This window comes from Brevundimonas sp. (genome assembly GCF_024711105.1).
Taxonomy (GTDB): domain Bacteria; phylum Pseudomonadota; class Alphaproteobacteria; order Caulobacterales; family Caulobacteraceae; genus Brevundimonas.
The window spans coordinates 1-23,558 of the sequence record NZ_JANJTL010000038.1; the positions used below are offsets into that span (position 1 = coordinate 1).

21 protein-coding genes and 1 pseudogene are annotated in these 23,558 nt (G+C 69.9%); 14 read left to right on the forward strand and 8 right to left on the reverse strand.

Annotated features, from left to right (window positions below; all coding sequences use genetic code 11):
* Positions 1-852, forward strand: a pseudogene (locus tag Q0M60_RS02620) (permease); the annotation flags it as partial.
* Positions 853-877: 25 nt separating this feature from the next.
* Here Q0M60_RS02620 and Q0M60_RS02625 read toward each other — a convergent pair.
* Both Q0M60_RS02625 and Q0M60_RS02630 read right to left on the reverse strand, forming a co-directional pair.
* Positions 878-3,166 carry an NADP-dependent malic enzyme gene (locus Q0M60_RS02625; protein WP_296815567.1) on the reverse strand — a complete coding sequence of 763 codons (2,289 nt, stop codon included), beginning with the start codon at positions 3,164-3,166 and terminating at the stop codon, positions 878-880.
* 31 nt (positions 3,167-3,197) lie between these two features.
* Positions 3,198-3,737, reverse strand: a complete 540-nt coding sequence (locus Q0M60_RS02630; RefSeq protein WP_296815571.1) for a hypothetical protein — start codon at positions 3,735-3,737, stop codon at positions 3,198-3,200.
* Between the two features lie 82 nt (positions 3,738-3,819).
* Between Q0M60_RS02630 and Q0M60_RS02635 the strand changes: the two genes are divergently transcribed.
* A complete protein-coding gene (locus Q0M60_RS02635) occupies positions 3,820-4,944 on the forward strand; it encodes a DNA cytosine methyltransferase (protein ID WP_296815573.1) in 1,125 nt (374 codons plus the stop codon).
* A 3-nt stretch (positions 4,945-4,947) separates the two neighbouring features.
* On the opposite strand, the gene Q0M60_RS02640 is transcribed toward Q0M60_RS02635, so the two are convergent.
* The 3 genes from Q0M60_RS02640 to Q0M60_RS02650 all read right to left on the reverse strand — a co-directional run bounded on the left by Q0M60_RS02640 (position 4,948) and on the right by Q0M60_RS02650 (position 8,692).
* Positions 4,948-5,352, reverse strand: a complete 405-nt coding sequence (locus Q0M60_RS02640; protein ID WP_296815576.1) for a DUF1318 domain-containing protein — start codon at positions 5,350-5,352, stop codon at positions 4,948-4,950.
* 13 nt (positions 5,353-5,365) lie between these two features.
* Positions 5,366-5,518 (reverse strand): YnbE family lipoprotein, encoded by a 153-nt coding sequence (locus Q0M60_RS02645; protein WP_296815620.1) that lies wholly within the window; start codon positions 5,516-5,518, stop codon positions 5,366-5,368.
* Positions 5,519-5,614: 96 nt separating this feature from the next.
* Positions 5,615-8,692: a YdbH domain-containing protein gene (locus tag Q0M60_RS02650; protein ID WP_296815578.1), complete on the reverse strand. Its 3,078-nt coding sequence runs from the start codon at positions 8,690-8,692 to the stop codon at positions 5,615-5,617.
* A gap of 415 nt (positions 8,693-9,107) precedes the next feature.
* Here Q0M60_RS02650 and Q0M60_RS02655 point away from each other — a divergent pair, with 415 nt between their 5' ends.
* A complete protein-coding gene (locus Q0M60_RS02655; protein WP_296815580.1) occupies positions 9,108-10,460 on the forward strand; it encodes a peptidoglycan DD-metalloendopeptidase family protein in 1,353 nt (450 codons plus the stop codon).
* Between the two features lie 138 nt (positions 10,461-10,598).
* Here the strand turns inward: Q0M60_RS02655 and Q0M60_RS02660 are convergent, their stop codons facing one another.
* A complete protein-coding gene (locus Q0M60_RS02660; RefSeq protein ID WP_296815583.1) occupies positions 10,599-11,351 on the reverse strand; it encodes an alpha/beta hydrolase in 753 nt (250 codons plus the stop codon).
* 25 nt (positions 11,352-11,376) lie between these two features.
* Here Q0M60_RS02660 and Q0M60_RS02665 point away from each other — a divergent pair, with 25 nt between their 5' ends.
* The 6 genes from Q0M60_RS02665 to Q0M60_RS02690 all read left to right on the forward strand — a co-directional run bounded on the left by Q0M60_RS02665 (position 11,377) and on the right by Q0M60_RS02690 (position 18,034).
* Positions 11,377-12,552, forward strand: a complete 1,176-nt coding sequence (locus tag Q0M60_RS02665) for a glycosyltransferase family 4 protein (protein ID WP_296815585.1) — start codon at positions 11,377-11,379, stop codon at positions 12,550-12,552.
* A gap of 42 nt (positions 12,553-12,594) precedes the next feature.
* Complete coding sequence (locus Q0M60_RS02670; protein ID WP_296815587.1) at positions 12,595-12,972, forward strand: DUF6165 family protein; 378 nt, start codon at positions 12,595-12,597, stop codon at positions 12,970-12,972.
* The gene (locus tag Q0M60_RS02675) at positions 12,965-13,963 is read left to right on the forward strand and encodes a glycosyltransferase family 9 protein (RefSeq protein WP_296815590.1); all 999 of its coding nucleotides are present in this window, start codon (positions 12,965-12,967) and stop codon (positions 13,961-13,963) included. The genes Q0M60_RS02670 and Q0M60_RS02675 overlap by 8 nt, the downstream gene beginning before the upstream one ends.
* 84 nt (positions 13,964-14,047) lie before the next feature.
* Entirely contained in the window at positions 14,048-14,569 is a 522-nt protein-coding gene (gene infC / locus Q0M60_RS02680; RefSeq protein WP_296815593.1) for a translation initiation factor IF-3, read from the forward strand.
* 4 nt (positions 14,570-14,573) lie between these two features.
* Positions 14,574-15,566 (forward strand): histidine kinase dimerization/phosphoacceptor domain -containing protein, encoded by a 993-nt coding sequence (locus Q0M60_RS02685; protein WP_296815596.1) that lies wholly within the window; start codon positions 14,574-14,576, stop codon positions 15,564-15,566.
* Between the two features lie 44 nt (positions 15,567-15,610).
* A complete protein-coding gene (locus Q0M60_RS02690; protein ID WP_296815599.1) occupies positions 15,611-18,034 on the forward strand; it encodes a helicase-related protein in 2,424 nt (807 codons plus the stop codon).
* 78 nt (positions 18,035-18,112) lie between these two features.
* Here the strand turns inward: Q0M60_RS02690 and Q0M60_RS02695 are convergent, their stop codons facing one another.
* Positions 18,113-19,699 (reverse strand): hypothetical protein, encoded by a 1,587-nt coding sequence (locus tag Q0M60_RS02695; RefSeq protein ID WP_296815601.1) that lies wholly within the window; start codon positions 19,697-19,699, stop codon positions 18,113-18,115.
* A gap of 286 nt (positions 19,700-19,985) precedes the next feature.
* Here Q0M60_RS02695 and Q0M60_RS02700 point away from each other — a divergent pair, with 286 nt between their 5' ends.
* Positions 19,986-20,432: a hypothetical protein gene (locus tag Q0M60_RS02700; protein WP_296815603.1), complete on the forward strand. Its 447-nt coding sequence runs from the start codon at positions 19,986-19,988 to the stop codon at positions 20,430-20,432.
* 48 nt (positions 20,433-20,480) lie between these two features.
* On the opposite strand, the gene Q0M60_RS02705 is transcribed toward Q0M60_RS02700, so the two are convergent.
* Entirely contained in the window at positions 20,481-21,539 is a 1,059-nt protein-coding gene (locus tag Q0M60_RS02705) for a transcriptional regulator (RefSeq protein WP_296815606.1), read from the reverse strand.
* A 188-nt stretch (positions 21,540-21,727) separates the two neighbouring features.
* Here Q0M60_RS02705 and Q0M60_RS02710 point away from each other — a divergent pair, with 188 nt between their 5' ends.
* The 4 genes from Q0M60_RS02710 to Q0M60_RS02725 all read left to right on the forward strand — a co-directional run.
* Complete coding sequence (locus Q0M60_RS02710; protein ID WP_296815609.1) at positions 21,728-22,297, forward strand: hypothetical protein; 570 nt, start codon at positions 21,728-21,730, stop codon at positions 22,295-22,297.
* A 40-nt stretch (positions 22,298-22,337) separates the two neighbouring features.
* Positions 22,338-22,616 (forward strand): S4 domain-containing protein, encoded by a 279-nt coding sequence (locus Q0M60_RS02715; protein WP_296815612.1) that lies wholly within the window; start codon positions 22,338-22,340, stop codon positions 22,614-22,616.
* 60 nt (positions 22,617-22,676) lie between these two features.
* The gene (fdxA, locus tag Q0M60_RS02720) at positions 22,677-23,018 is read left to right on the forward strand and encodes a ferredoxin FdxA (protein ID WP_296815615.1); all 342 of its coding nucleotides are present in this window, start codon (positions 22,677-22,679) and stop codon (positions 23,016-23,018) included.
* A 261-nt stretch (positions 23,019-23,279) separates the two neighbouring features.
* The coding region (locus Q0M60_RS02725) for a CarD family transcriptional regulator (RefSeq protein ID WP_296815618.1) at positions 23,280-23,558 on the forward strand (279 nt) is incomplete at its 3' end.

Genomic DNA, 23,558 nt, shown 5'->3' on the forward strand with positions numbered 1-23,558 from the left:
GCGGGCGGCCTGGGGCTGCTGGCCCTGGCCTGTCTGCCGATCCCGGGCCTCCCCACGCGGCCCGGGGCCTATCTGGCGGGCTCGTTCGGCGCCCCGCTCAGGGACTTCTTCGGCCGCTTCGGCAAGCTGGCCGGGCCGATCCTCGCCCTGATCTGCGTCTATCGCCTCGCCGACTTCGTCCTCAACATCATGAACCCCTTCTACCAGGACCTCGGGTTCAGCTTGATAGAGATCGCCGAGGTCCGGAAGGTCTTCGGAGTCATCGCGTTATCGGCCGGGGTCATCGTAGGCGGCTGGTCCGTCGCCCGCTTCGGCCTGATCCGGACCATGGTGATCGGGGCCTTCATGAGCCCGGTGTCGAACCTGGTCTTCGCCTGGCTGGCCACCCAGGGCCATGACCTCGGCGCGCTGTTCATCGCCATCGGCATCGACAACGTGGCGACCGGCTTCGCGGGCACGGCGCTGATCGCCTACATGTCCAGCCTGACGTCGATCGGCTTCACCGCGACCCAGTACGCCCTGTTCAGTTCGCTATACGCCTTGCCGGGCAAAATCATCGCCTCGCAGTCCGGCCGTATCGTCGAGGCCTCGGCACGGTCGGCGGATGCAGGCGGGCCGCTTGCGCCGCTGAAGGGGCTGTTCGCGAACCTGTCGCCGGAATCGCTGGTCACCGGCGCGGCCACCAGCGGCGTGACGCGCGAGGGCCTCGGCGCGGGCTACGTCACCTTCTTCCTCTATTCGACCATCATCGGAGTGTTCGCGATCTGGCTGGCCTTCTATGTGGCCAAGCGCCAGCCGGCGGCGGAAGCCGAGGCCAAGGCGCGGCAGGCCGAGGAAGAGGCTGAAGCCTAGCCCTCCTGACCGGGCGGCGGAGGGCCTAGCCCTCCGTCTCTTCCCCGACCGCGCCTTCCTCGTAGGCGGCGAAGGTCGCGGCGGTGATGATCTCGGTCACCGCGGCGCCCAGCGGCACGATCTGGACCGACTTCTCCAGGCCGACCAGCACGGGCCCGACCAGGGTCGCGCCGCCGAGCGCCTGGACCAGCTGGGTCGAGATGGCGGCTGAGTGGATGGCCGGCATGATCAGGACGTTGGCGTCCTTGCTCAGCCGCATGAACGGGTAGTTGGCCCGTTGGTCCGGATCGAGCGCCAGCTCGGGCGGCATCTCGCCCTCGTATTCGAAGTCTGCGCCGCGCTGGTCGAGGATCCGGATGGCCTCGCGCACCTTCTCGCCGCGCTCACCCGGCGGATTGCCGAAGGTCGAATAGCTCATGAAGGCCACGCGCGGCTGCCTGCCCAGTTTGCGCACCGTCGCCGCCGCCTTGATGGCGATGTCGGCCAGCTCCTCGGCGCTCGGCATCTCATGGATCGAGGTGTCGGCCACGAAGATGGTCCGGCCCTTTGCCAGCAGGATCGACAGGCCGATCATCCGATCCTTGATGTCCAGGACCCGCCGGACCTCGCGCAGCACCATGTTGAAGTTGCGGGTCACGCCGGTGACCATGGCGTCGGCGTCGCCGCGCGCGCACATGGTCGCGCCGAAGTAGTTGCGGTCCTGGTTGATCATCCGCTGGACGTCGCGCTTCAGATAGCCGCGCCGTTGCAGCCGTTCGAACAGCCAGTCGGTGTATTCCGCGTTCTTTCCGCTGAGCCGCGCATTGGCGATCTCGATGCCCAGCTCGTCGAAGTTCAGCCCGGCTTCCAGCGCATTCTGGCGGATCAGCTCCTCGCGGCCGATCAGGATCGGCGTGCCCAGCTGCGCCTGCTTGAAGCCCCAGGCGGCGCGGATGACCGACGGCTCCTCGCCCTCGGCGAAGACGACCCGCTTGTTGGGCGCGGCGCGCACGGCCGAGGAGATGCGCTGCATCAGGGCGGCGGACGGATCGACCCGCTCGCGCAGTCGGGCGCGATAGGCGTCCATGTCCGCGATGGGCTTGCGCGCCACGCCCGTGTCCATGGCCGCCTGGGCCACGAATGGCGGGATGTACCAGATCAGGCGCGGGTCGAAGGGGGTGGGGATGATGTAGTCCGGCCCGAACTTCAGCTGGCGGCCGCGATAGGCTGCGGCCACCTCGTCGGGCACGTCCTCGCGCGCCAGCTGGGCCAGGGCCTGGGCGCAGGCCACCTTCATCTCGTGGTTCACCCGCCGCGCCCGCACGTCGAGCGCGCCCCGGAAGATGTAGGGGAAGCCCAGCACGTTGTTGACCTGGTTGGCGTAGTCGGACCGGCCCGTGGCGATGATGGCGTCCGAACGCACCGACTGGACCTCTTCCGGCGTGATCTCCGGGTCCGGGTTGGCCATGGCGAAGATGATCGGATTGGGGGCCATGGAGGCCACCATCTCCTTGGTGATCGCGCCCTTGGCCGCCAGGCCCAGCACCACGTCGGCGCCGACCATGGCCTCTTCCAGAGTGCGCAGCGGCGTGTCGGTGGCGTGGGCGGCCTTCCACTGGTCGACGCCCGGCCGGCCCTTGTAGACTACCCCGTCGCGGTCGATGATCACGGTGTTCTCGGCGCGCACGCCGGCGGCCTTCATCAGGCCGATGGAGCTCAGGCCCGCGGCGCCGGCGCCCACCAGCACCACCTTGACGTCCTCCAGCCGCTTGCCGGCGATGTGGCAGGCGTTGATCAGCCCGGCGGTCGAGATGATGGCCGTGCCGTGCTGGTCGTCGTGGAAGACCGGGATGTCCAGCAGGTCCTGCAGCTGGCTTTCGATGACGAAGCATTCCGGGGACTTGATGTCCTCCAGATTGATGCCGCCCCAGGTGTCGCCGATGTTCTTCACCACGGTGACGAACTCGTCCGGGTCGGTGGTGCGCACCTCGACGTCGAAGCTGTCGACGTCGGCGAAGCGTTTGAACAGGACGCTCTTGCCCTCCATCACCGGCTTGGCGGCCATGGCCCCCAGGTTGCCCAGCCCCAGGATGGCCGTGCCGTTCGAGATGACGGCGACCATGTTGCCCTTGGACGTGTAGTCGTAGGCGAGGTCCTCATCCTCGGCGATGCGCAGGACCGGCACCGCCACGCCCGGCGAATAGGCCAGCGACAGGTCGCGCTGGGTCGCCATCGGCTTGGTCGGCTGCACGCCGATCTTCCCCGGCCTGGGCAGCCGGTGGAAATCCAGCGCCTCGTCCTCGGTGAAGTACTGTTTGTCGGTGATGTCGGGCATGGGGTTTCCTTAGCCCCGCGCCCGACCGGCCTCAACCGGCGGGCGTATCGCCTTCCGCCGCCGCTTCGCCGTCCGCGGTCGAAGCCGCGTCCTCGGCGGTGGCGCTCGGCCGCGGATTGCCGCGCTCGTCGGTGTTGCGGATGAAGTCCGAGGACGCGCCGCAGCCGTTCAAGGTCTCCATGCCGATCTGCACCCGTGCGGTCAGCGGATAGGTCCGGTCGCTCATGCCGTCGGAGCAATCCGTGTCGATCACCGTGATGACCAGCGGCTGGCCGTCGTCGGTGGTCGAGGTCCAGGTCCCGGTGGTGCCCTGGATCACCGGCGTGGTGCGCGGCGCGGTCATCTCGGGCCGGTCGACGCCCGCCAGGCGGATCTGGCCGCCGGTGATCTCCACGCCCCAGAAGGGCTCGGTGCCCAGCAGGTTCACGTCACCGGCCAGGTCCACTCCGCCCAGCTCCAGCGAGGGCGGCGGGGGCGGCGTCGTACCGCCGCCGTCGCCGTTGTCCGTCGGCTCGCAGGCGGCGAGCGACAGGGCCAGCAGGGCAGGGGCGGCGATGAGGAAACGGCGCATGGGAAGACCTCTGCGAAAGCTTTGCCGAACATAGGCCCGCCCCGGGCCTTTCCCGTCAAGGCGAGTCGGCTACCATCAGGCCATGAACGCGCCCTCGGTCCTGGAGTTCTTCGCCGGCGGCGGCCTGGCCCGCCTGGGGCTGGAAGGCTGGCGCACGTGCTTCGCCAACGACATCGATCCAGTGAAGGCGCGCGCCTATGCCGCCAACTTCGGTCCGGATCGCCTTGTTCAGGCGGACATCTGGTCCCTTGGTGTTGAAGACCTTCCAGCCGAAGTCGCGGATCTGGCATGGGCATCCTCCCCGTGTCAGGACCTCAGCCTCGCCGGCGCGCGCGGCGGCCTGTCGGCCCGGCGGTCCGGCGCCTTCTGGGGATTCTGGCGGCTGATCGAGGCGCTCGACGCCGAAGGACGCGCGCCGCGCCTGATCGTCATCGAAAATGTCGTGGGCCTGCTGACCTCCCGCGGCGGCGAGGATTTCCATGGCCTGTGCGACCTCCTGGCGTCGCGCGGCTGGCGGTTCGGCGCGCTTGAAATGGATGCGGCGCACTGGCTGCCCCAGTCCCGCCCGCGCCTGTTCGTCGTCGCGACCCGCGACGAGGGCGGCCCCGCAGCGTCCGGGCCCTGCGGTCCGTTCCATTCGAGGGGTGTGGTTGCGGCCTGGGAGCGGCTCTCGGAGCCCGCGCGGGCGGCCTGGCGATGGTGGCGCCTGCCGACCCCATCGCTCAGGAACACCAACCTCGCCGCCGTGCTCGAGACCGACCTAGACGCGGGCTGGTTCGATGCGGCGCGCACCCAGCGGCTGCTGGACCTTATGGCGCCGTTGCACCGCGCCCGGCTGGACGGACTGTTGGCGACTGGAGAGCGCCGCGTCGGCGCCGCCTACCGGCGGGTCCGGCGCGAAGCCGGCGTCCGCACCCAGAGGCTGGAGGCGCGTTTCGACGGGCTGGCCGGGTGCCTCCGGACGCCAGCGGGCGGGTCGTCACGCCAGTTCGTGATCGTGGTTGAAAACGGCGAGGTTCGGGCTCGTCTGCTCACCGCTCGGGAGGCTCTCCGGCTGATGGGCGTTCCGGACGCCTACGCGGTTCCAGGGTCGACCGGGGGTGCTCTCAAGCTGGCCGGGGACGGGGTCGCCGTCCCCGTCGTGCGGGCGCTGTCCGACGGACTGCTGCTCCCGCTGCTGGGCCGTTCGAAGAAGGCCGCGGCCTAGCGCCTACTTCTGCCGCCACACTCCGCCGGAGTCGCGATACCACTGGCCGGCCGGTATGGAGCCGAAGCGCTGCTGGAAGGACGAGGCTCCCGCCGCCGCGGTTCCCGTAGCGATGTCGCCGGCGCCGGCCGCCACCGCTGCCTGGCGGTAGAGCTCGGCCCGGCCGCCGTTGATCTCGGCCATGGCGGCGCGGATCTGGGCGGTCATCTGGGCCTCGACCCGGACGCCGAGGTAGCCGTCGGCCATCTCGCCGACGATCCCGGCCGTCTTGGCCTGGTTGATGATCGTCCGGGCGTCCTGACGGGTCACCGCCGCCGAAGCGGCCGACACGACCGCCGGGGCGGCCAGGGCGGCGGCGGCCAGGCCGGCGCCGATCAGGGCCATCAGGGTGGATTTGCGCATGGTCATGGTCCTATCCCCCTCAGAACAGGTCAGGATTCTGCGCGATCAGGTCGCGCACTTCCTGGTCCAGCCGGATGCGGACGTCCGCATCCAGCTTGGCGTAGATGTTGATCGGGTCCACCTGGACCCGGATGGTGGGCGTGCAGGCGACGGCGACGCTGAACGCGGCCATCGCGGCCAGGATCGCGGCTTCGAGTCTCTTCATCGGCCTTCTCCGTCTCCTTCGCCGTCCATCAAACGCGGGGGCGGCTGAACCGTTTCTGAACGCTCATCGGTCGCCGTTGCGTGCGCGCTGAAGCTCCATTAGGTCGGAGATGAACTGATCCAGGTTCAGCGACGTGTCCAGCGTCAGATTGATCTCCGTGCCGGACGGCAGGGGCAACTGCCGGTTCATGAACTCGCGCTGGATCAGCTCCGACAGGGTCAGGCGGATTTCCTGGTGCTGTGGCGGGTCGTGGCGGCCATGGATGGTGAAGAGCACCCCCAGCCGGCCCTGCGGCAGGCTGTTGATGGTGGCGTCCAGGGTGTCGAAGCTCAGGTTCTCCATGGCCTGGTAGGCGAAATCCTGCACCGCGTTCGGCGGCACGGCCTCGCCGCCGCCCTCGGCCTGCAGGCCGGTCAGCGCTTCGCGTCCGATCGCCAGACGGCCCGGCTGGACGGCGGTGATCCGGCCCTCGATGAAGGTGACGCCATCGGGACCCATGACGAACGGCAGCCGGCCCGACACCACCGCGTCCAGCTGGACCCGGTCGGCGAAGCCCGAGCGCCCGATCAGCTCGCCCAGCTGGACGTTCTCGAGGATCAGTACGCCCTCGTAGGCCTCGGAGGCGTCCAGCGGGATTTCCAGGGGCTCGATGCTGACCGAACCGCCTGCGGTCTCGACCCGTCCGTCGGCCAGCCTCAACCGGTCGGCGTTGAGGTCGAACTCCACCTCCGCCGACAGCAGCGGCAGGAAGGCGTCGATCCGCTCGACCCTCAGCCGCTGGGCCGGCGCGGTGGTCAGGGGCGCCAGGCTGATGAACTCGACCTCGCCCCTCAGCCGCGTTACCGGTCCGGCGGGGCTGACGAAGTCGAGGCCCTCGGTGCTCAGCACGCCCGAACTGGTCGCTCCGTCTGCGTTCCAGCGGAAACCGCCGGTAAAATCGACAGCGCCCGACGCCTGCGACTGAGCGACACGTTCGGCGAACGGGCTCAGATCGGCGGGCTGCAGGCCTTCGGGCGCGAAGGTCACGCCGCGCGCGTCGATGATCAGGCCGCCCGCGCCGCTGCGCCCATCGTGGCGCAGGGTCAGGTCGGCGACATCCGCCCCGTGGACACGGTCAGCGATCTCGAAGGCGCCGTCCCAGACCTCGTTCGCCAGGGTCACCCGGCCCGTCCCGCGCATCGGATTGAACCGCGTCGGCTCCTGGGTGTCGTAGATGATGGCGCTCGCCACGTCCGCGGTGGCGGTCAGGCCCGAGCCGCGGTCCGCCGCCGTGATCAGGCCCGTCGCCTCCGTCACGCCCATTCCCAGGAACGGCGCCTCGGCCCACACCTCGCGGGCCTGGCTGCGGAAGCGCCAGCCGTCGGCGATGGTCAGCATCGGCCCGTCCGGCGGACACAGGCTGGCCGACAGGTTGTGGACGTCGTTCTCGCCCAACTCCAGCAGTGCGGCCGTGAAGGGCGCGCAGCCCCCGGCGAAGTAGTCGGTCCGCCCGCCGCCGATCTCCAGCCGTCCGGCCGTCGTCAGGGACACGTCGCGGGCCAGGACGAAGTCCAGTTCGGCTCGGCCGTCGATCCTGGCTGTGATCCCGCGCCCCATGTCGTAGCGGATCACCTGGACCTGCGCGTCCGGAAGGCCGCCGCCCGTGGCCGTCAGGGCGAAGGCCCCGCCGCCGCTTTCGCCGGGCCGGGCGGCGTAGAGAGGCTGCCCCTCGCGGGTCTCGATCACCACCTGGCCGCCGGACGCCGGGGTGACGCGGGCGGGCCGGGTCAGGAACAGGGTCGTGCCAGGGCTGCCCGTGCGCAGGGTCAGGCCGGGCGCATCCAGCGCGAACGCGCCGAAGGCGCGCTTGAGGTCCGCCTGCTCCGGAATGTCCTCGGCGCGCGGCGCCCCCAGAATGGGCCAGCTGCCGCCCCGCGAGCGCACGCCGCCGCGCAATGTGACCAGGCTGGCGCCGGTGAAGGTGGCGTCCAGATCGAAGGCGCCGGTGACGCCCAGCAGGCTCAGCTCATCCTGGCTGAAGCGGACGGCCGTCAGGCCCGCGTCGGCCGTCAGCTCCGTGCCGTTCGGGCCACCGCCCGCAACGGCTTCCGACAGGGAGAGCATCAGCCCCTCGGCCGCGATGTCGCCGCGCCGAAGCCCCCCTGCCGCCACCCGCGCCGCGCCGTCATAACGCCAGGTGAGCGCCTCCCCGCGCCCGATCCGGAAACGCTCGCCATTGAGGTCGGCGCGGACGCGGCTGAGGCTGAGATCGCCGCTGTTCAGCCCCCCGGCGCCCGCCGTACCGTCGAGCCGGCCGTCCAGCGAAAAGACGTCCAGCCACCCCTCGGCCTGGCCGTCGAAGGTCAGGTCGGCTTGCAGGGCGTCGGCCTCGCCGCCGTCCCAGCCGGCCTCGGCGGCGGACAGCTCCATCCTGGCCCGAACCGTTCCGTCCGCGCGCCGCAGCCGGGTGTCCGGATAGGGCGAGTTCAGCACGAAACCAAGCTCCGCCGCGCGCCCGGTCATGCCGAGCCCGCGGATCGCTTCGACCTCGGCTGAGCCGTTGAGGACGAGACGGTCCCCCTCCGCTCGCGCGGTCAGCCGGCCGCTCGTCAGATCCAGGTCGATCGCCTCGTCGCGCAGGCGCGCCGCTGGAAGGACGATGTCCGCGCGAACCAGCCGACCGTCGTCGAGCCGCGCGTCGCCGGTGGCCCTCAGGTCGCCGCCACGCGTGATCAACCGGGCGGTCGCGTCCTCGATCAGGATCAGCGGCCCGCCTTCCTCGTCGGACGGAGGCCGGTCGAGAAACTCCTCGATGACCGGATCGAGCGAGCCGAAGCTGATCTCTCCATCCGTCAGCGTCGCCTTCACCTGCGGGCGCACGACCCGGATGCGGCTCGGCGTCACCGAAAACCCCCCCGCCCAGGGCGCCCCCAGAGCATAGTCGACCTCGATCCGCTCCACGACCAGGTCCGGATCGTCCGCCGGGCCGGCCCTGAGCGAAGCCACCAGCCCGTCGAAGTCCAGCTCCTGGAACTGGACCTCGGCCTCGACTCCGCGATCCTCCAGCCAGTCGGTCAATACCTGCCGGGCGGCCTCGCGCCGGGCCGCGTAGGCGATGACCAGCAGCGCCAGCAGCAGGCCGACGATCGCCCCCGCGGCCATCACGGCGCGGGGCAGCCGGCGGCGTCCGCGCCTCGGCGGAGGAACAGGGCGTGCGGCCGTCGTCGTCTCGTTCTGGGTCAACCGGCCCGCTCACCAATCACTGAGGGCGACATCAAGCGCCTAATGCGCAAGCGGGCAAGGCGGCGCCCCTCTTGCACGACACCAACGCGCAACCGTGACCGTGGGGACACTCCAGCTTGTTAATCTTATGGTCGAATCCGGTGCGGCATATTGATGCTGTAGAGGCCAGGAATCCTCCGATTCCGCCTCTAAGGCTTGAAAAGCCGGGGATTCGCGTCTCAGGGTCCCGAACTTTCCACCGGCGACGCGACAGGGTATAGCGCCGCTTGAGTTTTTTGGGCCGAGGGTGTGGCCCGGCGCCTCTTGACGGCGCCGCGAAACGAATGGGGGGCCGATGGCTCAGTTCGATCCGCGACGCCAGCCGGTGCGTGTGTCTCCGCATCTGTTCACCGTCTGCGCCGCCGTCGCCGTCGCCGCCCTTGTCTGGCGCGTCTATCAGCCGCTGGAGACCGCCGCCCAGGCCGCCGGCCTGACCCCGGTCCAGCTGGCCCAGCTCGAATCCCAGGCCTTCGCCGCGGCGTCCGCGCCCGACGGCCTGACCAATCCCGAAATCGTTCCGGTCGAGGTCCGCTCCGGCGAGACGCTCGAACAGGCCGTCCAGCGCACCGGCGTCGACGCCAACGAGGCGCGCGCCGTGGTCCGCAGCCTGGCCGACGGCTTCGATGTCGTGAACATCCGCGCCGGTCTGCGCTTCGAGACGGCGGTGGCGCGTCCGCGCTCGGGCGGCGGCTCCGCCCGCCTGATCGGCCTGACGCTCCGCACCGGTCCGGCCACCCAGCTGACCGTGACCCGTAACTTCGATGGCGCCCTGCGCGTCCGCGAACTGGCCGAGCAAGTCACCCAGGAGACCACCGTCGCCTCGGGCGAAATCCACGGATCGCTGCACCAGTCCGCCGTCGCGCTTGGAGCCGACTCCTCGGTGGTGGCCCGCGTCGTCCAGCTCTTCGCCCACCGCCTCGACTTCTCGCGCGACATTCGCGCCGGCGACCCCTTCACCATGGTGTTCGAGCGCACCGTCACCGAGAGCGGCGTCACCGTTGACACGGGTGAGCTGCTTTACGCCGAGCTGAAGGGCGTGCGCTTCTACCGCTACCAGCCGGCCGGCGCGTCCCAGGCCCAGTATTTCGACGAAGAGGGCAAGAACATCCGCGGCTTCCTGCTGCAGACGCCGATCGACGGCGCCCGCATCAGTTCCAACTACGGCATGCGTCGCCACCCGATCGCCGGCTATCGCCGGATGCACCAGGGTATCGACTTCGCGGCCGGCTACGGCACGCCGGTCGTGGCCGCGGCCGACGGCGTGGTCGTCGAGGCCCGCCGCTGGGGCGGCTACGGCAACTGGGTGCGCATCCGCCACTCGGACGGCTGGGAGACCGGCTACGCCCACCTGTCGCGCTACGGCTCAGGCATCCGCGCCGGTCAGCGCGTCCAGCAGGGCCAGATCATCGCTTACGTCGGCTCGACTGGCGCCTCGACCGGCCCGCACCTTCACTATGAACTCTGGCGCCACGGCCAGCGCGTGAACCCGCGCGGCGCCCGCGTGCCCCAGGGCACCATCCTCACCGGCCGCGAACTGGCCGCCTTCCAGGCCCAGCGTGCCCGCATCGACGCCATGATCGCCGAGCGTCAGGGCGGTGGCGCGGTTCAGCAGGCCGCCGTCGCAGAGCTGCGACCCGCCCAGGGCTGATCCCTATTCCGCTCACCCCGGCGAATGCCGGGGCCCGGATGACATAGCGCTGGCGCTGCTTCAGGTGCCTGCGGCGCGTCCTTGCCACGCCCGAGCCATTCGATCTGGATCCCGGCCTTCGCCGGGATGAGCGGTAGATTACGGGACCAGGCCGCGCGCCTCCTCCACCGTCGCCACCAGCCGCGCCAGGTCCTGCGGCCGGCTGAGGCGATGGTCGCCGTCCTTGATCAGGCTGAAGACCAGGTCCCGGCTCTCGATCCGTTCGGCCAGCTTCAGCGCGTGCCGCCACGGCACCGGCTCGTCCTCGGCGCCCTGAAGGATGCGCACGGGTGCGCTGATCGCCACCGGTCCATTGAGCAGGGTCCAGCCCCGCGCCTCCTCGAAGAAGTCGCGCGTCAGATCGTGCGTCCCCTCGAAGTCGGTCACGGTGTGAAATCCCTGCTCCAGGATCTCGCGGCGCGCCTCGTCGGTCAGGGATGGCCACATCAGGTCGTGAGCGAAATCCGCGGCCGGCGCGATCAGCACCATGGCCCCGATCCGCTCCGGCCGCGCCACGGCCGCCAGGCACGACACCCAGCCGCCCATGGACGATCCGACCAGCACCACCGGTCCCTGGATCACCTCGTCGATCAGGGCGATCAGGTCCTCGCGCCAGCGCCCGATGGTCGCCCTGCGCCATTCGCCGGACGAGGCGCCGTGGGCGAAATGGTCATAACGAAGGTAATCCCAGCCCCGCTCGGAGGCGGCCTGCGCCAGGGCCTCGGCCTTGGTCCCGCCCATGTCCGAACGCCAGCCCCCGACCCAGGCCACGGTCGGCTGTCGGCCGCCGGTGCGCCGCCAGGCGAGGCGCTCCCCATCGGGTCGCTCGAAGAAGCCTGAGGTTTCGGTCACGGTCGCATTCCTCTAGAGCGGGGCGGTGGCGACGCTTCCCCCGAACTTCACCCTGCTGCAAGTGGTCCCGCGCCTGGACGCCGGCGGCGTCGAGCGCACCACCGTCGACATCAGCCGCGCGGTGGTCGAGGCGGGCGGCCGTTCACTCGTGGCGTCGGAGGGCGGACGGTTCGAAGGCGAGCTGGCCGACGGCGGCGGCGAACTTGTCCGCCTGCCGGTCGCCTCCAAGAATCCCCTGACCATCTGGTCCAACATCGGCCGGCTGAAGCGGCTGATCCGGGCGGAGACCGTCAGCCTGGTCCACGTCCGCTCGCGCGCCCCGGCCTTCAGCGCCCTGCGCGCCGCGCGCCGTTGCGGGGTTCCGTCGATCTCGACCTATCACGGCGTCTACAACGCCCGCAGCGACCTGAAGCGTTGGTACAACGGGGTGATGACGCGGGCCGATCACGTCATCGCCAACTCAGACTACACCCGCCGCCACGTTCTCGACGCCTACGACCTGCCGCCCGAGCGGATCACAGCGGTGGCGCGCGGCTCGGACCTGGCCCGTTTCGATCCAGCCGCCGTCTCGCCCGACCGTATCGCCGCCGCCCGGGCCGCCTGGGGGGTGGGCCCGGACGACGGCCGCACCCTGTTCCTCCTGGCCGGACGCCTGACCCGCTGGAAGGGTCAGGGCCTCCTGGTCGAGGCCGCCGACCGGCTGAAGGCGCAAGGGCGCGACGACTTCGTTGTGGTCATGATCGGCGACGATCAGGGACGCACCGCCTACCGCGCCGAGATCGAGGCCATGATCGGCCGCGCGGGCCTGAGCCCGCAGGTTCGACTAGCCGGCCACTTCGACGACATGCCCGCGGCCTGGCTCGCGGCCGACGTGGCCGTCGCGCCGTCGCTGGAGCCCGAGGCCTTCGGCCGCACGGCCGTCGAGCCCCAGCTGATGGGCCGTCCCGTCATCGTCGCCGGCCATGGAGCCCCCCTGGAGACGGTCCTCGACGGCGAGACTGGCTGGCGCTTCCCGCCCGGCGACGCCGGAGCCCTGGCCGATCGCATGGCCCAGGCCATCGAGGCGGGGGAACAGGGCCGCGGCGCCATGGGGCAGGCGGGCCTGGCCCGCGCCCGGCGGCTCTATTCGCTCGACGCCATGATCGAGGCCACCTTCGCCGTCTATCGGGATGTGCTGGAGCGCGCGGTCCTCGCGCGCTAGCCTGTCGGCCGTGTCGGAGAGGCGTCAGGGCGGCGGCTGAGCATGGAAATTCTCGCGCCCATCTCGGTGGGGGAGCTGATCGACAAGATCACCATCCTGCGCCTCAAGGCCGAACGGCTGACCGATCCGGTCAAGCTCGCCAACGTCGGCCGCGAGCTGTCCCGTCTTGAGGCGCTGGCTGACGACCTGCCGCAGACGCCCGAGTTCGCCGATCTCACCGCCCGGCTTCAGGCCCTGAACGCCGTCCTGTGGGACATCGAGGACGCCAAGCGCCGCCACGAGCGGGAGGGGCGTTTCGACGCCGAGTTCGTGGCGCTGGCCCGGCAGGTCTACCTCAGGAACGACGAGCGCGCCGCACTGAGGCGCGCGCTCAGCGTCGCCGCCGGCTCGGCGATCGTCGAGGAAAAGTCCCATGGCTGACCCGGGCCGGGGCCTCTTCATCACCAATACCCGGATCGGGGACACCATCCTCACCACCGGAGCGCTCGCGGCGCTGCATCGCCGCCACCCGGGACTTCGGTTCACGGTCGTCGCGGGCCCGGTCGCCGCGCCCCTGTTCGCCGAGACGCCCTATGTCGAGCGCGTCATCCCGCTCAGGAAGACGCGCTTCAGCGGCCACTGGCTACGGCTCTGGCTCCAGCTGGCCGGCGTGAACTGGTCGGTGATCGCCGACATGCGCGGGTCGGGCGTGTCGCGTCTGCTCGCGGCTCGGAAGCATCACGTGCGGACCACGACCCGCGACGACCGCCGCCACAAGGCCGAGCAGGCGGCTTCGGTCGTGCGCGCTTCGATCGCGGAGGCCAAGCCGGTCATCCACGTCTCCGACATCACCCGCGTCCGGGTCCGCGCCCGCCTGCCCGAAGGCCGGCTGCTGGCCCTGGCGCCGTCGGCCAACCGTGTCGGCAAGACCTGGCCGATCGACCGCTTCGCCGACTATCTGAACGCCGCGACCCGCATCGGCGGGCCCCTGTCCGGCTGGTCGGTGGCGATCCTCGGAGGGCTCGAGGACGCCCCGGCTGCGCGCCGGCTCCAGACCGCGCTGCCCGACCGGCGCATCCTCGACTTCACCGGCGAGGCGCTGTTGCCGACGGCGGCCCTGCTCGGCCAGTCCGACCTCTTCGTCGGCAACGATTCCGGCCTGATGCACCTGGCGGCGGCGATGAATACGCCGGTGGTCGCCCTGTTCGGCCCGACCGACGAGCGGCTCTACGGCCCCTGGGCCGTCGAGCACCGGATCGTGCGCGATCCGCACGCCCGGTTCGAGTTTGGCGCAACCTCCCGCACCGTCAGCGAGACCGAATGCCAGATGGACGGCGTCACCGTGACCCAGGTCCTGGAGGCCACAGCTGACATCCTTCGTTCGGCCGCGCCCCGGCCGCGCTTGCCAGTTTCCGGCGCCACGGCCATATAGACAGGCTTGCGGAACGCCCCGGCGCGCCGGTGCGCCCGCATGCGAACTTAAACGGCTCCAGGAGACCAGCCTATTCGCCGCCCCATGCAGGCGCCCCCCGTCAAGGACGGGCCGCGCACGAACCAAGACATCCGCGTTCCCCGCGTCCTTCTGATCGACCAGAACGGCGAAAAGCAGGGGGAAATGCCCATCTCCGCCGCCCTGGAGGCCGCCGAGGAAGTGGGCCTGGACCTCGTCGAGATCGTGCCAAACGCCAATCCGCCGGTCTGCAAGATCCTGGATTACGGCAAGTTCCGCTTCCAGGAGCAGAAGAAGAAGAACGAGGCGCGCAAGCGCCAGAAGGTCGTCGAGCTCAAGGAAATCAAGCTCCGGCCCAACATTGACACCCACGACTACGAGGTGAAGGCCAAGGCCATGCGCCGCTTCTTCGAGGAGGGCGACAAGGTCAAGGTGACCCTGCGCTTCCGCGGCCGCGAAATGGCGCACCCCGAGCTGGGCATGAAGCTGCTCGAGAAGGTCAAGGCCGACTTCGAGGAGGTCACCAAGGTCGAGTACGAGCCTCGCATGGAAGGCCGCCAGATGATCATGATCCTGGCGCCGAAGTAGGCGGGTGACCGAGGGGGCCGTCTTCGCCGCATCGCTCCGGACGCTGGTCCAGCGCAGCGCCCGGGCCCGCTACGCCGGGGCGATTCTGCTGTTCCTCGTGGCCCTGGCCGTCCGCGTGGCGCTCGCGCCGGCCATCGCCAGCGGCTACGGCATGACGGTCTTCTATCCGGCCGTGATCCTGGCCGCCTACTGGCTGGGCGCACGGCCGGCGGTTCTCACGGCCCTGCTGTCGACGGTCGCTGTATTCGGCTTCCTGGCCGGCCAGCCCCTGTCGATCGATGCGCGCGGCTGGGTGTCGCTGGTCTTCTTCGCCATCACCTCGGGCCTGGCCATCTATCTGCTCAGCACCATCCGCGCCCAGCTGACCCGGCTGGCCGAGGCCAACGACCGGACCGAGGCCCTGGTGCTCAGTCAGGCCGGCCTGTTCCGCGACCACGCCGAGCGGGTCACCAATCACCTCCAGCTCATCGCCGCCATCCTCGAGCACCGGGCGGGTGAGGAGACGGGGCCGGACGCGTCGCGCCTGCTCACCAACGCCGCCTCGCGCACCCTGCTGATCTCGCGCATGCACCGCGAGTTCGCCGGCGACGCGGACCGGACTATCGACTTCCCCGCCTTCGCCCGCCGGCTCGCCGCGGCCTCGGTCGGCGGGTCGGGCCGCCGGGTCGAGGTGCGAGGCGACGGCGTCGACCTGCCGCTGGAGCATGCCACCGCGCTCGGCGTCGTCCTGCTCGACCGGCTGAACGCCTCGCGCGGCTTGGCCGCCGTCGACATCGGTCTGCAGGGCGGCGACGTCGCCTTCGGCATGGCGGTCGAAGAGACCCTGCCCGCCGCCCAGCCGACCCACGGCCTGCTTTTCCTCGAAGCCGTCGCCACCCAGCTGCGCGGCCGGCTGGAGATCGAGGGCGACGGCGACCTCGCAGTCATCCGCCTGACCTTCCCCGCCGGCATCCAGCCGCCGGCGGCCTGGAGCCCGCTGGAGCACGCGGTCCACTAGCCGCCACGCTTGCCCGCGAGGGCCCGACCCTCCACCTTCGCACCATGAGCGACCGGTCGACCGGCCAGGCGCCGTCGCGCGTCACGGCGGTGCTGGGCCCCACCAACACGGGCAAGACCCACCTGGCGGTGGAGCGCATGTGCGGCCACGCCTCGGGCATGATCGGCCTGCCGCTCAGGCTGCTAGCGCGCGAGATCTACGACCGCGTCGTCCTGATGAAGGGCAAGGCCGCCGTCGCCCTGATCACCGGCGAGGAGAAGATCGTCCCCGCCCGGCCGGACTATTTCGTCTGCACGGTCGAAGCCATGCCGCTGGAGCGGACGGTCGAGTTCCTGGCCGTCGACGAGATCCAGCTCTGCGCCGATCCCTCGCGGGGCCACATCTTCACCCACCGGCTGCTGAACGCGCGCGGCCGGTCCGAGACCATGTTCCTCGGCTCTTCGATGATGGCGCCGCTGATCCGGCGGCTGCTGCCCGAGGCCGAGATCACCACCCGCGACCGCTTCTCGGTGCTCTCCTACGCGGGGCCGAAGAAGCTGACCCGCCTGCCGCCGAGGACCGCCATCGTCGCCTTCTCGGCCGAGGCCGTCTACGCCATCGCCGAGCTGATCCGCCGCCAGCGGGGCGGCGCCGCCGTCGTCATGGGCAGCCTCAGCCCCCGGACCCGCAACGCCCAGGTCGCCATGTACCAGTCCGGCGAGGTCGACTTCCTGGTCGCCACCGACGCCATAGGCATGGGCCTGAACATGGACGTCGGCCACGTCGCCTTCGGCGCGCTGCGCAAGTTCGACGGCAAGCGCACCCGCTGGCTGACCCCGCCCGAGGTCGGCCAGATCGCCGGCCGCGCCGGCCGCTTCACCCGCGACGGGACCTTCGGGGTGACGGGCGAGTGCGAGGAGATGGACGAGGACCTCGTCCACGCGGTGGAGTCCCACGACTTCGAGCCCATCCCGGCGGCGGAGTGGCGCAACGGCGCGCTCGACTTCACCAACCTGCCGTCCCTGATGGCCTCGCTCGCCCAGCCGCCCCAGCGCCCGGGCCTCAAGCTCGCCGACCAGGCGCTCGACGAGACCACCCTGCGCCGCCTCGCCGCCGAGGACGAGATCGCCTACGCCGCGCGCGACCGGTCAAAGCTGATCCGCCTGTGGGACGCCTGCCAGATCCCCGACTTCCGCAAGACCACGCTTGAGGAGCACGTCCGCCTGACGCGCGAGGTGTTCGAGGCGGTCACCGGCCCGCGCGGCCGGCTGGGCGAGGACTGGATCGCGCCCCAGTTCGCCGTGCTCGACTCCACCTCTGGCGAGATCGACGTCCTCGCCGGCCGCCTCGCTCAGGCCCGCACCCTGGCCTATGTCGCCAACCGCTCCGGCTGGCTGGCGTCCGCGGAAGCCTGGCGCGGCCAGCTGCAGGCGCTGGAGGAGCGCCTGTCCGACGCCCTGCACGAACGGCTAAAGGCCCGCTTCGTCGACCGCCGCACCTCGGTCCTGATGCGCGCGCTCAAGGACTCCTCGGTCTACGCCCAGGTCTCCGACCAGGGCCTGGTCACGGTCGAGGGCGAGACGGTCGGCCATCTGACCGGCCTGGCCTTCACGGGCGACAAGGGCGGCTCGGACATCGAGTCCCGCACGCTGCGCGCCGCCGCCCGTCGGGCGGTCGAGCCCGAGGTCATCCGCCGCCTCGGCGCGCTCGCCGCCGACGACGACAAGGCCTTTGCCATCCACCCCGACGGTTCGATCACCTGGCACGGCTCGGCGGTCGCAGCCCTGACGCCCCAGGCCCGGCCGTTCGCGCCGCGCGTCCGCCTGTTCGGAGAACTCGGCCCGCTCCCGGCGCGTGAGCGCGCCGCCCGCCGCATCGAGGCCTGGCTGTCGGCGCAGGCCGCCCACCGTCTCGGCCCGCTGAAGCGCCTCGACGAGGCGCTCGCCGACGGCCGGCTCAAGGGCCTGGCCCGCGGCGTCGCCTGGCGTCTGTCCGAGGCCTGGGGCCTCCTGCCGCGCGACGCCGTCGAGGCCGACCTCGCCCAGCTCTCCAAGGTCGAGCGCCGCGCCCTGCGTGAACTCGGCCTGCGCATCGGCGCCCACACCGTCTGGCTCCCCCACCTCCAGGCTCGCCGCGCCCGGTCCCTGCTCCTCGCCTACGCCGCCGGCCTCCCCCGCGACGACGCCCACAGCCTCGCCGCCCACGGCCTGCGCCTCGTCGCCGGCCACCCCATGCCCGTCCTCACCCTCGAACGCTTCGCCGAGGCCCGCCGCGAGGCGAAGGGCGGCCCGCTGGGGGAGGAAGCGCTGGCTGAACTTGGCTGGACGGCCGACCAGGCCAAGACCGTCGCCGCCGCCCTGAAGAAGGACGCGCCCAAGCCGGCCAAGGCGGAGCGGGTGGTGAAGGTCGTGAAGGACTCGCCGTTTGCCGCGCTGGCGGGTCTCGCTCACAACGCAGCGCCTACCCGCCGCACGGGCCGTCGAGCTTAGGCCCGCTAAAACGCAGGCCAAGTCCTCAGAGGGCGACCCGATGCGGACGCAGGCTGCGTAAGTGACGGTTGGGTCGGGCTACTTTCCTGGTCTCGACCCAATGTCTGCGGCAGCGAAAATTGTTGGGGAGTGAGCTTCGTAGAAACCTGTAAAAACCGCGTATGGCTGTCGCGGCAGGCGACGCATGAAGCTCATGAAGCCGCGCTCCGATTTGACGCGGGCAACGCCAAGTAACTCCATCGAGGTCGAGATCCATTCGACGCCGTCATCACTCTGAGCGCCAGAAACTACGATTTTTGCTCCATAGGCGATAACATGTGTGCCTACCTGGAAGACATGGCCCAGCAGCATGTCGAGTGGGCCAGGGCGGGGCAGTGGCACATCGGCGTCGGTTGTGAATGTGACCTTGGCTGCTTGGCCGGGCTCGCGGATCAGAGCAGCCAGCGTGGTCAACTCGTTACCCGCAACCCAAAGGTGCTCTAGAGAGGCTTTGGCATTAGGCGCGCCGGCACGTTCGAAAACGGTTGCTGCAGCATTGGTGAGGCGAGCAAGCTTTTGCCAGTCTTCGCGTGCTTCAGACTCGGGGTCGTGCGCGTGAAACTCCAGCGGTTTCGCCTTAGCCGTCTTCACAGTGAAATGAGCGCCGCCTTCGGTCATGGCTGCGAGCATCGCATACAAGTCGCACCATTCTTGAATTTTGTGCGCGTCGTCTAACGGCGCGGCTTCGTCACGGGAAATCGTAGCGTTCAACACGTGGCCATGAAAAGCCAGCTTTATCTGTAGAATTCCGGCGCGGATGAGCGCCTTATATTTCCCAAATGTCGAACCAACATACGCGGGCGCTCGGAATATCTTGGCCCGAAAATTATAAATACTGCTGTCCGTGTGAACGGAGACTTCGCATTTTTCGGGGGCGGGCTGAAATCGCATAACGCCCGGACCGGTTGGTGCGTCTGCAAGAGGCAGGGTGATCCCGAACCGCGTCAGAGACTCAGACACTGCGCTCACGTCTATGGGACGTAGACCCAGGAAGGCATCCGTGATGTCGTCCGGCGTGCCACTGAAGTCGACCTTCAGTTCCCTAGCGCCAGGTGCAAAGCCTACAGTGTTAAGTTCCCGGTCCTTCTCCTTGAGATAGGCCAAGGGGCTAAGTGCGCACGCATCTTCGAGGCATCTCCGAAGCTCAGCGTGGTGCACTGGCCGGTCGGACGAGAAATCGGAAGGTTTGACTCTCAGCCAGATCTTGTTTGGCTTTTCGCCTCTGACCTCAGCCTCGCGCAGACGCCTTAATACCCGTTCTACAATCTCGCCACGGCAATGGATGACGTTCATCCGCGAGAACTGGAGGTCCGCGTTGGAATTGACGGCAAGGGCGCAAATGAAACTTGGTCCTGGGTGCTTGATTAGCTGCTCCGCAGCCGACAGCCTGAGGCGGACTTCATCGCCGTCTGCCCAATGGGTCTTAACCTGAACCCGTACCGACGGCGGGGGCGGCCGACTGTCTAGGTTCTTTGTGGAGTCGTCGAAGCGGAAATCGACGATGTAATCGAAGCCGGCGCGATCACGCGTGACAGCGTTGGCCGTCAAACCAGCATCTGCGCACAGTTCGCCAAAACGCTTTTCCCCCTTCTCTCCAAGGTCGTCGTTGCTGAGAGGGCGCGGCATTACGGCACTTTCTAAGCGAATCGGGACCTCGTGAAGCTGACTTTATGTGGAAAGAGCCGAACTCGTTCCCGTATTGCGCGTCTCACCGCGAAACGCTTTCAATCACTTGCTCCAAATTTGTGGTCCTAAACCCCCCGCCCCCTCAGCCCATGTTCCAATAGGCGCATGGACACGCCCACGCCTCCCCCCCGCCGAGCCCCTCCCGCCCTTCACCCAGCGCCCTTCCTCCGAAGAGCTCTGGCGCCGCGCGCGCCAGGACTATCTGGGCGGGGACACCGCGCGGGTGGTGTGCGAGCGGTATCAGCTGTCGCAGCGGACCTTCTACGGCCGCGCCGCGCGCGAGGGCTGGCGCCGGACCGATGTGGAGGCCTCGATCAACGACGGACCGCCGGCGTGGAGCCATCACCACTACCAGGACGCGGTCGACGTCATCGCCGACCGGCCGGAGTTCGCCGAGATCCAGGCGGCGCGGGACAACGACGCCTTCAATCTGCTGTTCTCGCCCGACGCCGAGGACCTGCGCGGCTTCGCCTTCCGCCGCGCCTGCGAGGCGGCGGCGCTGTACAAGCCCGCAGAGACGGCGGCCTGGCTCAGGGTCCAGCGCCTGCTCGACCACGCCCAGCCGGTGCGCGACCCGCGCGACGGCCCCTACCGTCCCGAAGACCATCTCAGGGCGAGCTACATCCGCGCCATGACGGCCCCGACCGGCCCCGAGGACGAAACCCCGTCCTGATGGCAGTGCTGCAGTTGCAGTCATTTTCCAGACTGCAGGTTCAGGAGGCTATCGCCCCCGCCGCCCCGCCAGAACCATCGCCCCGACCACGCAGGCGACGAACAGCAGGCCCTCCACGGCGCCGACGGCGACCTGGGTGACCGGGCCGAATCCGGCCTCTCCGGCGACGCCGCCCATCTGGTCCAGGTCCAGGCGCGACTGCGGGAAACGCTGGGCCAGTTCGGCCAGCGACCCGGCCATCAGCCGGCCGCCCATCAGCGCGATGGCCGCGCCCGCCGCCAGGCCGGCTAGCCCGCCGGACGCCACGCCGATCCTGAGCGACAGCCGCTCTCCGGCCAGGCCCGCGATCCAGGCCCCCAGCCCGACGGCCGCGCCCAGCACGATGCCTTCACCCGCGCCCGTGATGTCGCCGGGCGGCTGGCCGAACAGCAGGCTGAAGGCGTCCGAGCCGACCAGCCGGGCCAGGCCGCCCACGATCATGCCCGCGACCGCCCCACCCAGGATCCCCCACGGCCCGGGGCGTCCGTCACGGCCGGCCAGGGCCACGCCCAGCCCCACCGCCGCTCCGCCGACCAGGCCGATGACCAGTGTCAGGATGATCAGGACCGTCACGACCGAGGTCGCGCCCATGCCGGGCCCCGCCGCCTCCGACACGCCCGCCAGCCCGTAGAAAAGCCCACCGAGCATGCCCGCGAAGCCGCCGCCGGCCGCCGCCGCGCCGGCCAGCCACAGACGCCCGCCCCAGTCCGCCTTCCGCCCGGGCGCGTCGCGGCCCGCCTCCGCCTCGCCGTCCCGGCTGACCGGGGCGATGAAGCGATAGCCGTGCTTGGGGGCCGTCTCGATGAAGCGGGGACTGGTGGCGCTGTCGCCGAGCCGGGCCCTCAGCGTCCGGACGCACTGGGTCAGGGCCTCGTCGGTGACCGGCACGCCCCTCCAGACCTCGTCCAGGAACCTGTCCTTGGTGACCAGCCGCCCCTGTTCGCGAACCAGCAGGATCAGGGCGTCCAGGTACCGGGCGTTCAGCTCGACCGGAACGCCGTCCCGCGTCAGCGTCCGGTCCTCCGGGTCCAGCCGGAACCTGTCGAAGCGATAGCCGCCGGACGCCACGTGTTCAGCCGGTTTCCCGAGGTGGATGACCGTCCTGTGATGCCCCGCCCTCGCCGGGCTGGCAACGGGGCCCGCCTTCGGCGCCCTTCGCCCGGACGATTTCAGCGGGACCTCAGGATTTGCTCATGCCGCTCACCGGGCGCCCGGGCCAGACTGGCGACCTCGAAATGCGCTCAAGGGAGCCCGCCGTGACCGACCAGACCGATCTCATCCGCCGCATGCGCCGCCTCAGCTTCATCCTGTGGCTCGGCGCGGCCGGCCTGCTGCTCGTGCCGCTCATCGCCATGCAATATTCCGACGAGGTCCAATGGACCGCCTTCGACTTCGTCTTCGCCGGCGGGATGCTGTTCGGCTCGCTGGCGGTGTTCGAACTCGCCCTGTGGCGCGCGCCGAGCCTGGCCTATCTGGGCGGGGTCATATTCGCCCTGGGCACGAGCTTCGTCCTGATCTGGGTGAGCGGCGCCGTCGGGATCATCGGCTCGGAGGACAATCCCGCCAACCTCTGGTTCCTCGGCATTCCCCTGCTGGTGGCCATCTGGGCGGTCGCCGGCATGTTCCGCGCCCGCGTCCTGATGCTCGTCATGTTCGCCGCCGCCCTGGCCCAGGTCGCCATCGGCGCCTGGGCGGTGATCGGGAACGTCGGGGCCGAAGACCCCAACTGGCCGATGGACGCCATCGGCGCCACGGTCGTGCTCTCGATCGGCTGGCTGCTGGCCGGAGGCCTGTTCCGCGTCGCCGCGCACCGGTCCGGCGCCTGACCATGGCGCCGGGGCCCGGCCTCGCGCATTCTGCTGATGGATGGACGAGACCTGCCGCATCGATGTCTGGCTCTGGCGAGCCCGCTTCTTCAAGACCCGCGGCCTCGCCGCCCGCTTCGTCGAGGAGGGTCGCGTCCGTCTCATCCGCTCCGGCTCGGAGGTTCGGCTCGACAAGGCCAGCCGCAGCATCCGCCCGGGCGAACGGCTGGTCTTCGTGCTTGGCGGGCGGGTGACCGAGCTCACCATCCTGGCCTGCGGCGCGCGCCGCGGCCCGGCCGAGGAGGCGAGGGGTCTCTATGCGCTGGAGCCCGCGAGTTGACAGGGCCCCGTCGCGGGCCCATGTGCGGCCCGCCTCCCGCATGAGTTCATTCGCCCACCGATGACCTACATCGTCACCGACGCCTGCGTGCGCTGCAAGTTCATGGACTGCGTCGAGGTCTGTCCCGTCGACTGCTTCTATGAGGGCGAGAACTTCCTCGTCATCAGCCCGGACGAATGCATCGACTGCGGCGTCTGCGAGCCGGAATGTCCCGTCGACGCCATCAAGCCGGACACCGAGGACGAGCCGGACGGCAAGTGGCTCCAGATCAACGCCACCTACGCCAAGGTCTGGCCGAACATCACCATCAAGGGCGTGCCGCCCGCCGATGCCGAACAGTTCGAGCGCGAAACCGACAAGTTCGAGAAGTACTTTTCGGACAAGCCCGGCAAGGGGCGTTGACGTCTCAAGGCCCGACTCTAGCCCGTTTGAATTTCGCCGTTTTTGTGCTATATAGGGTTGTGCTGACGGGCGGCGTCGCGGATTTCGCGGGCCGCCCGCCTTATTGAAAGGCCGCCTGAACGGCGGCGTTCGGCAGAGGTCGAGTGTCTCTTCTCACCTGATGAGATCGGTGCGGCGCGGAACTCCGGGGACGGAGCGACGCGCGGTCGGGCGTCGCCGTCGGCGGCGCGGAGCATGTCGCCTCAAAACGAGAGGTTCGGAATGAGCAAGAGCGGTCTGGAATTCAAGGTCGGCGACGCGGTCGTCTATCCGGCGCACGGCGTCGGCAAGGTCGCGGGGATCGAGACCCAGGAAGTCGCCGGCATGTCGCTGGAGGTCTATGTGATCACCTTCGACCACGAGAAGATGAACCTGCGCGTCCCGACCAAGAAGGCCAAGACGGCGGGCCTGAGATCGCTGGCCGCACAGGAAGTGGTGACCACGCCGCTGACGGGAAGCCGTCGTCGGAGAGCGCACAGGTGTCTTCGGTGTTTGCGTCCC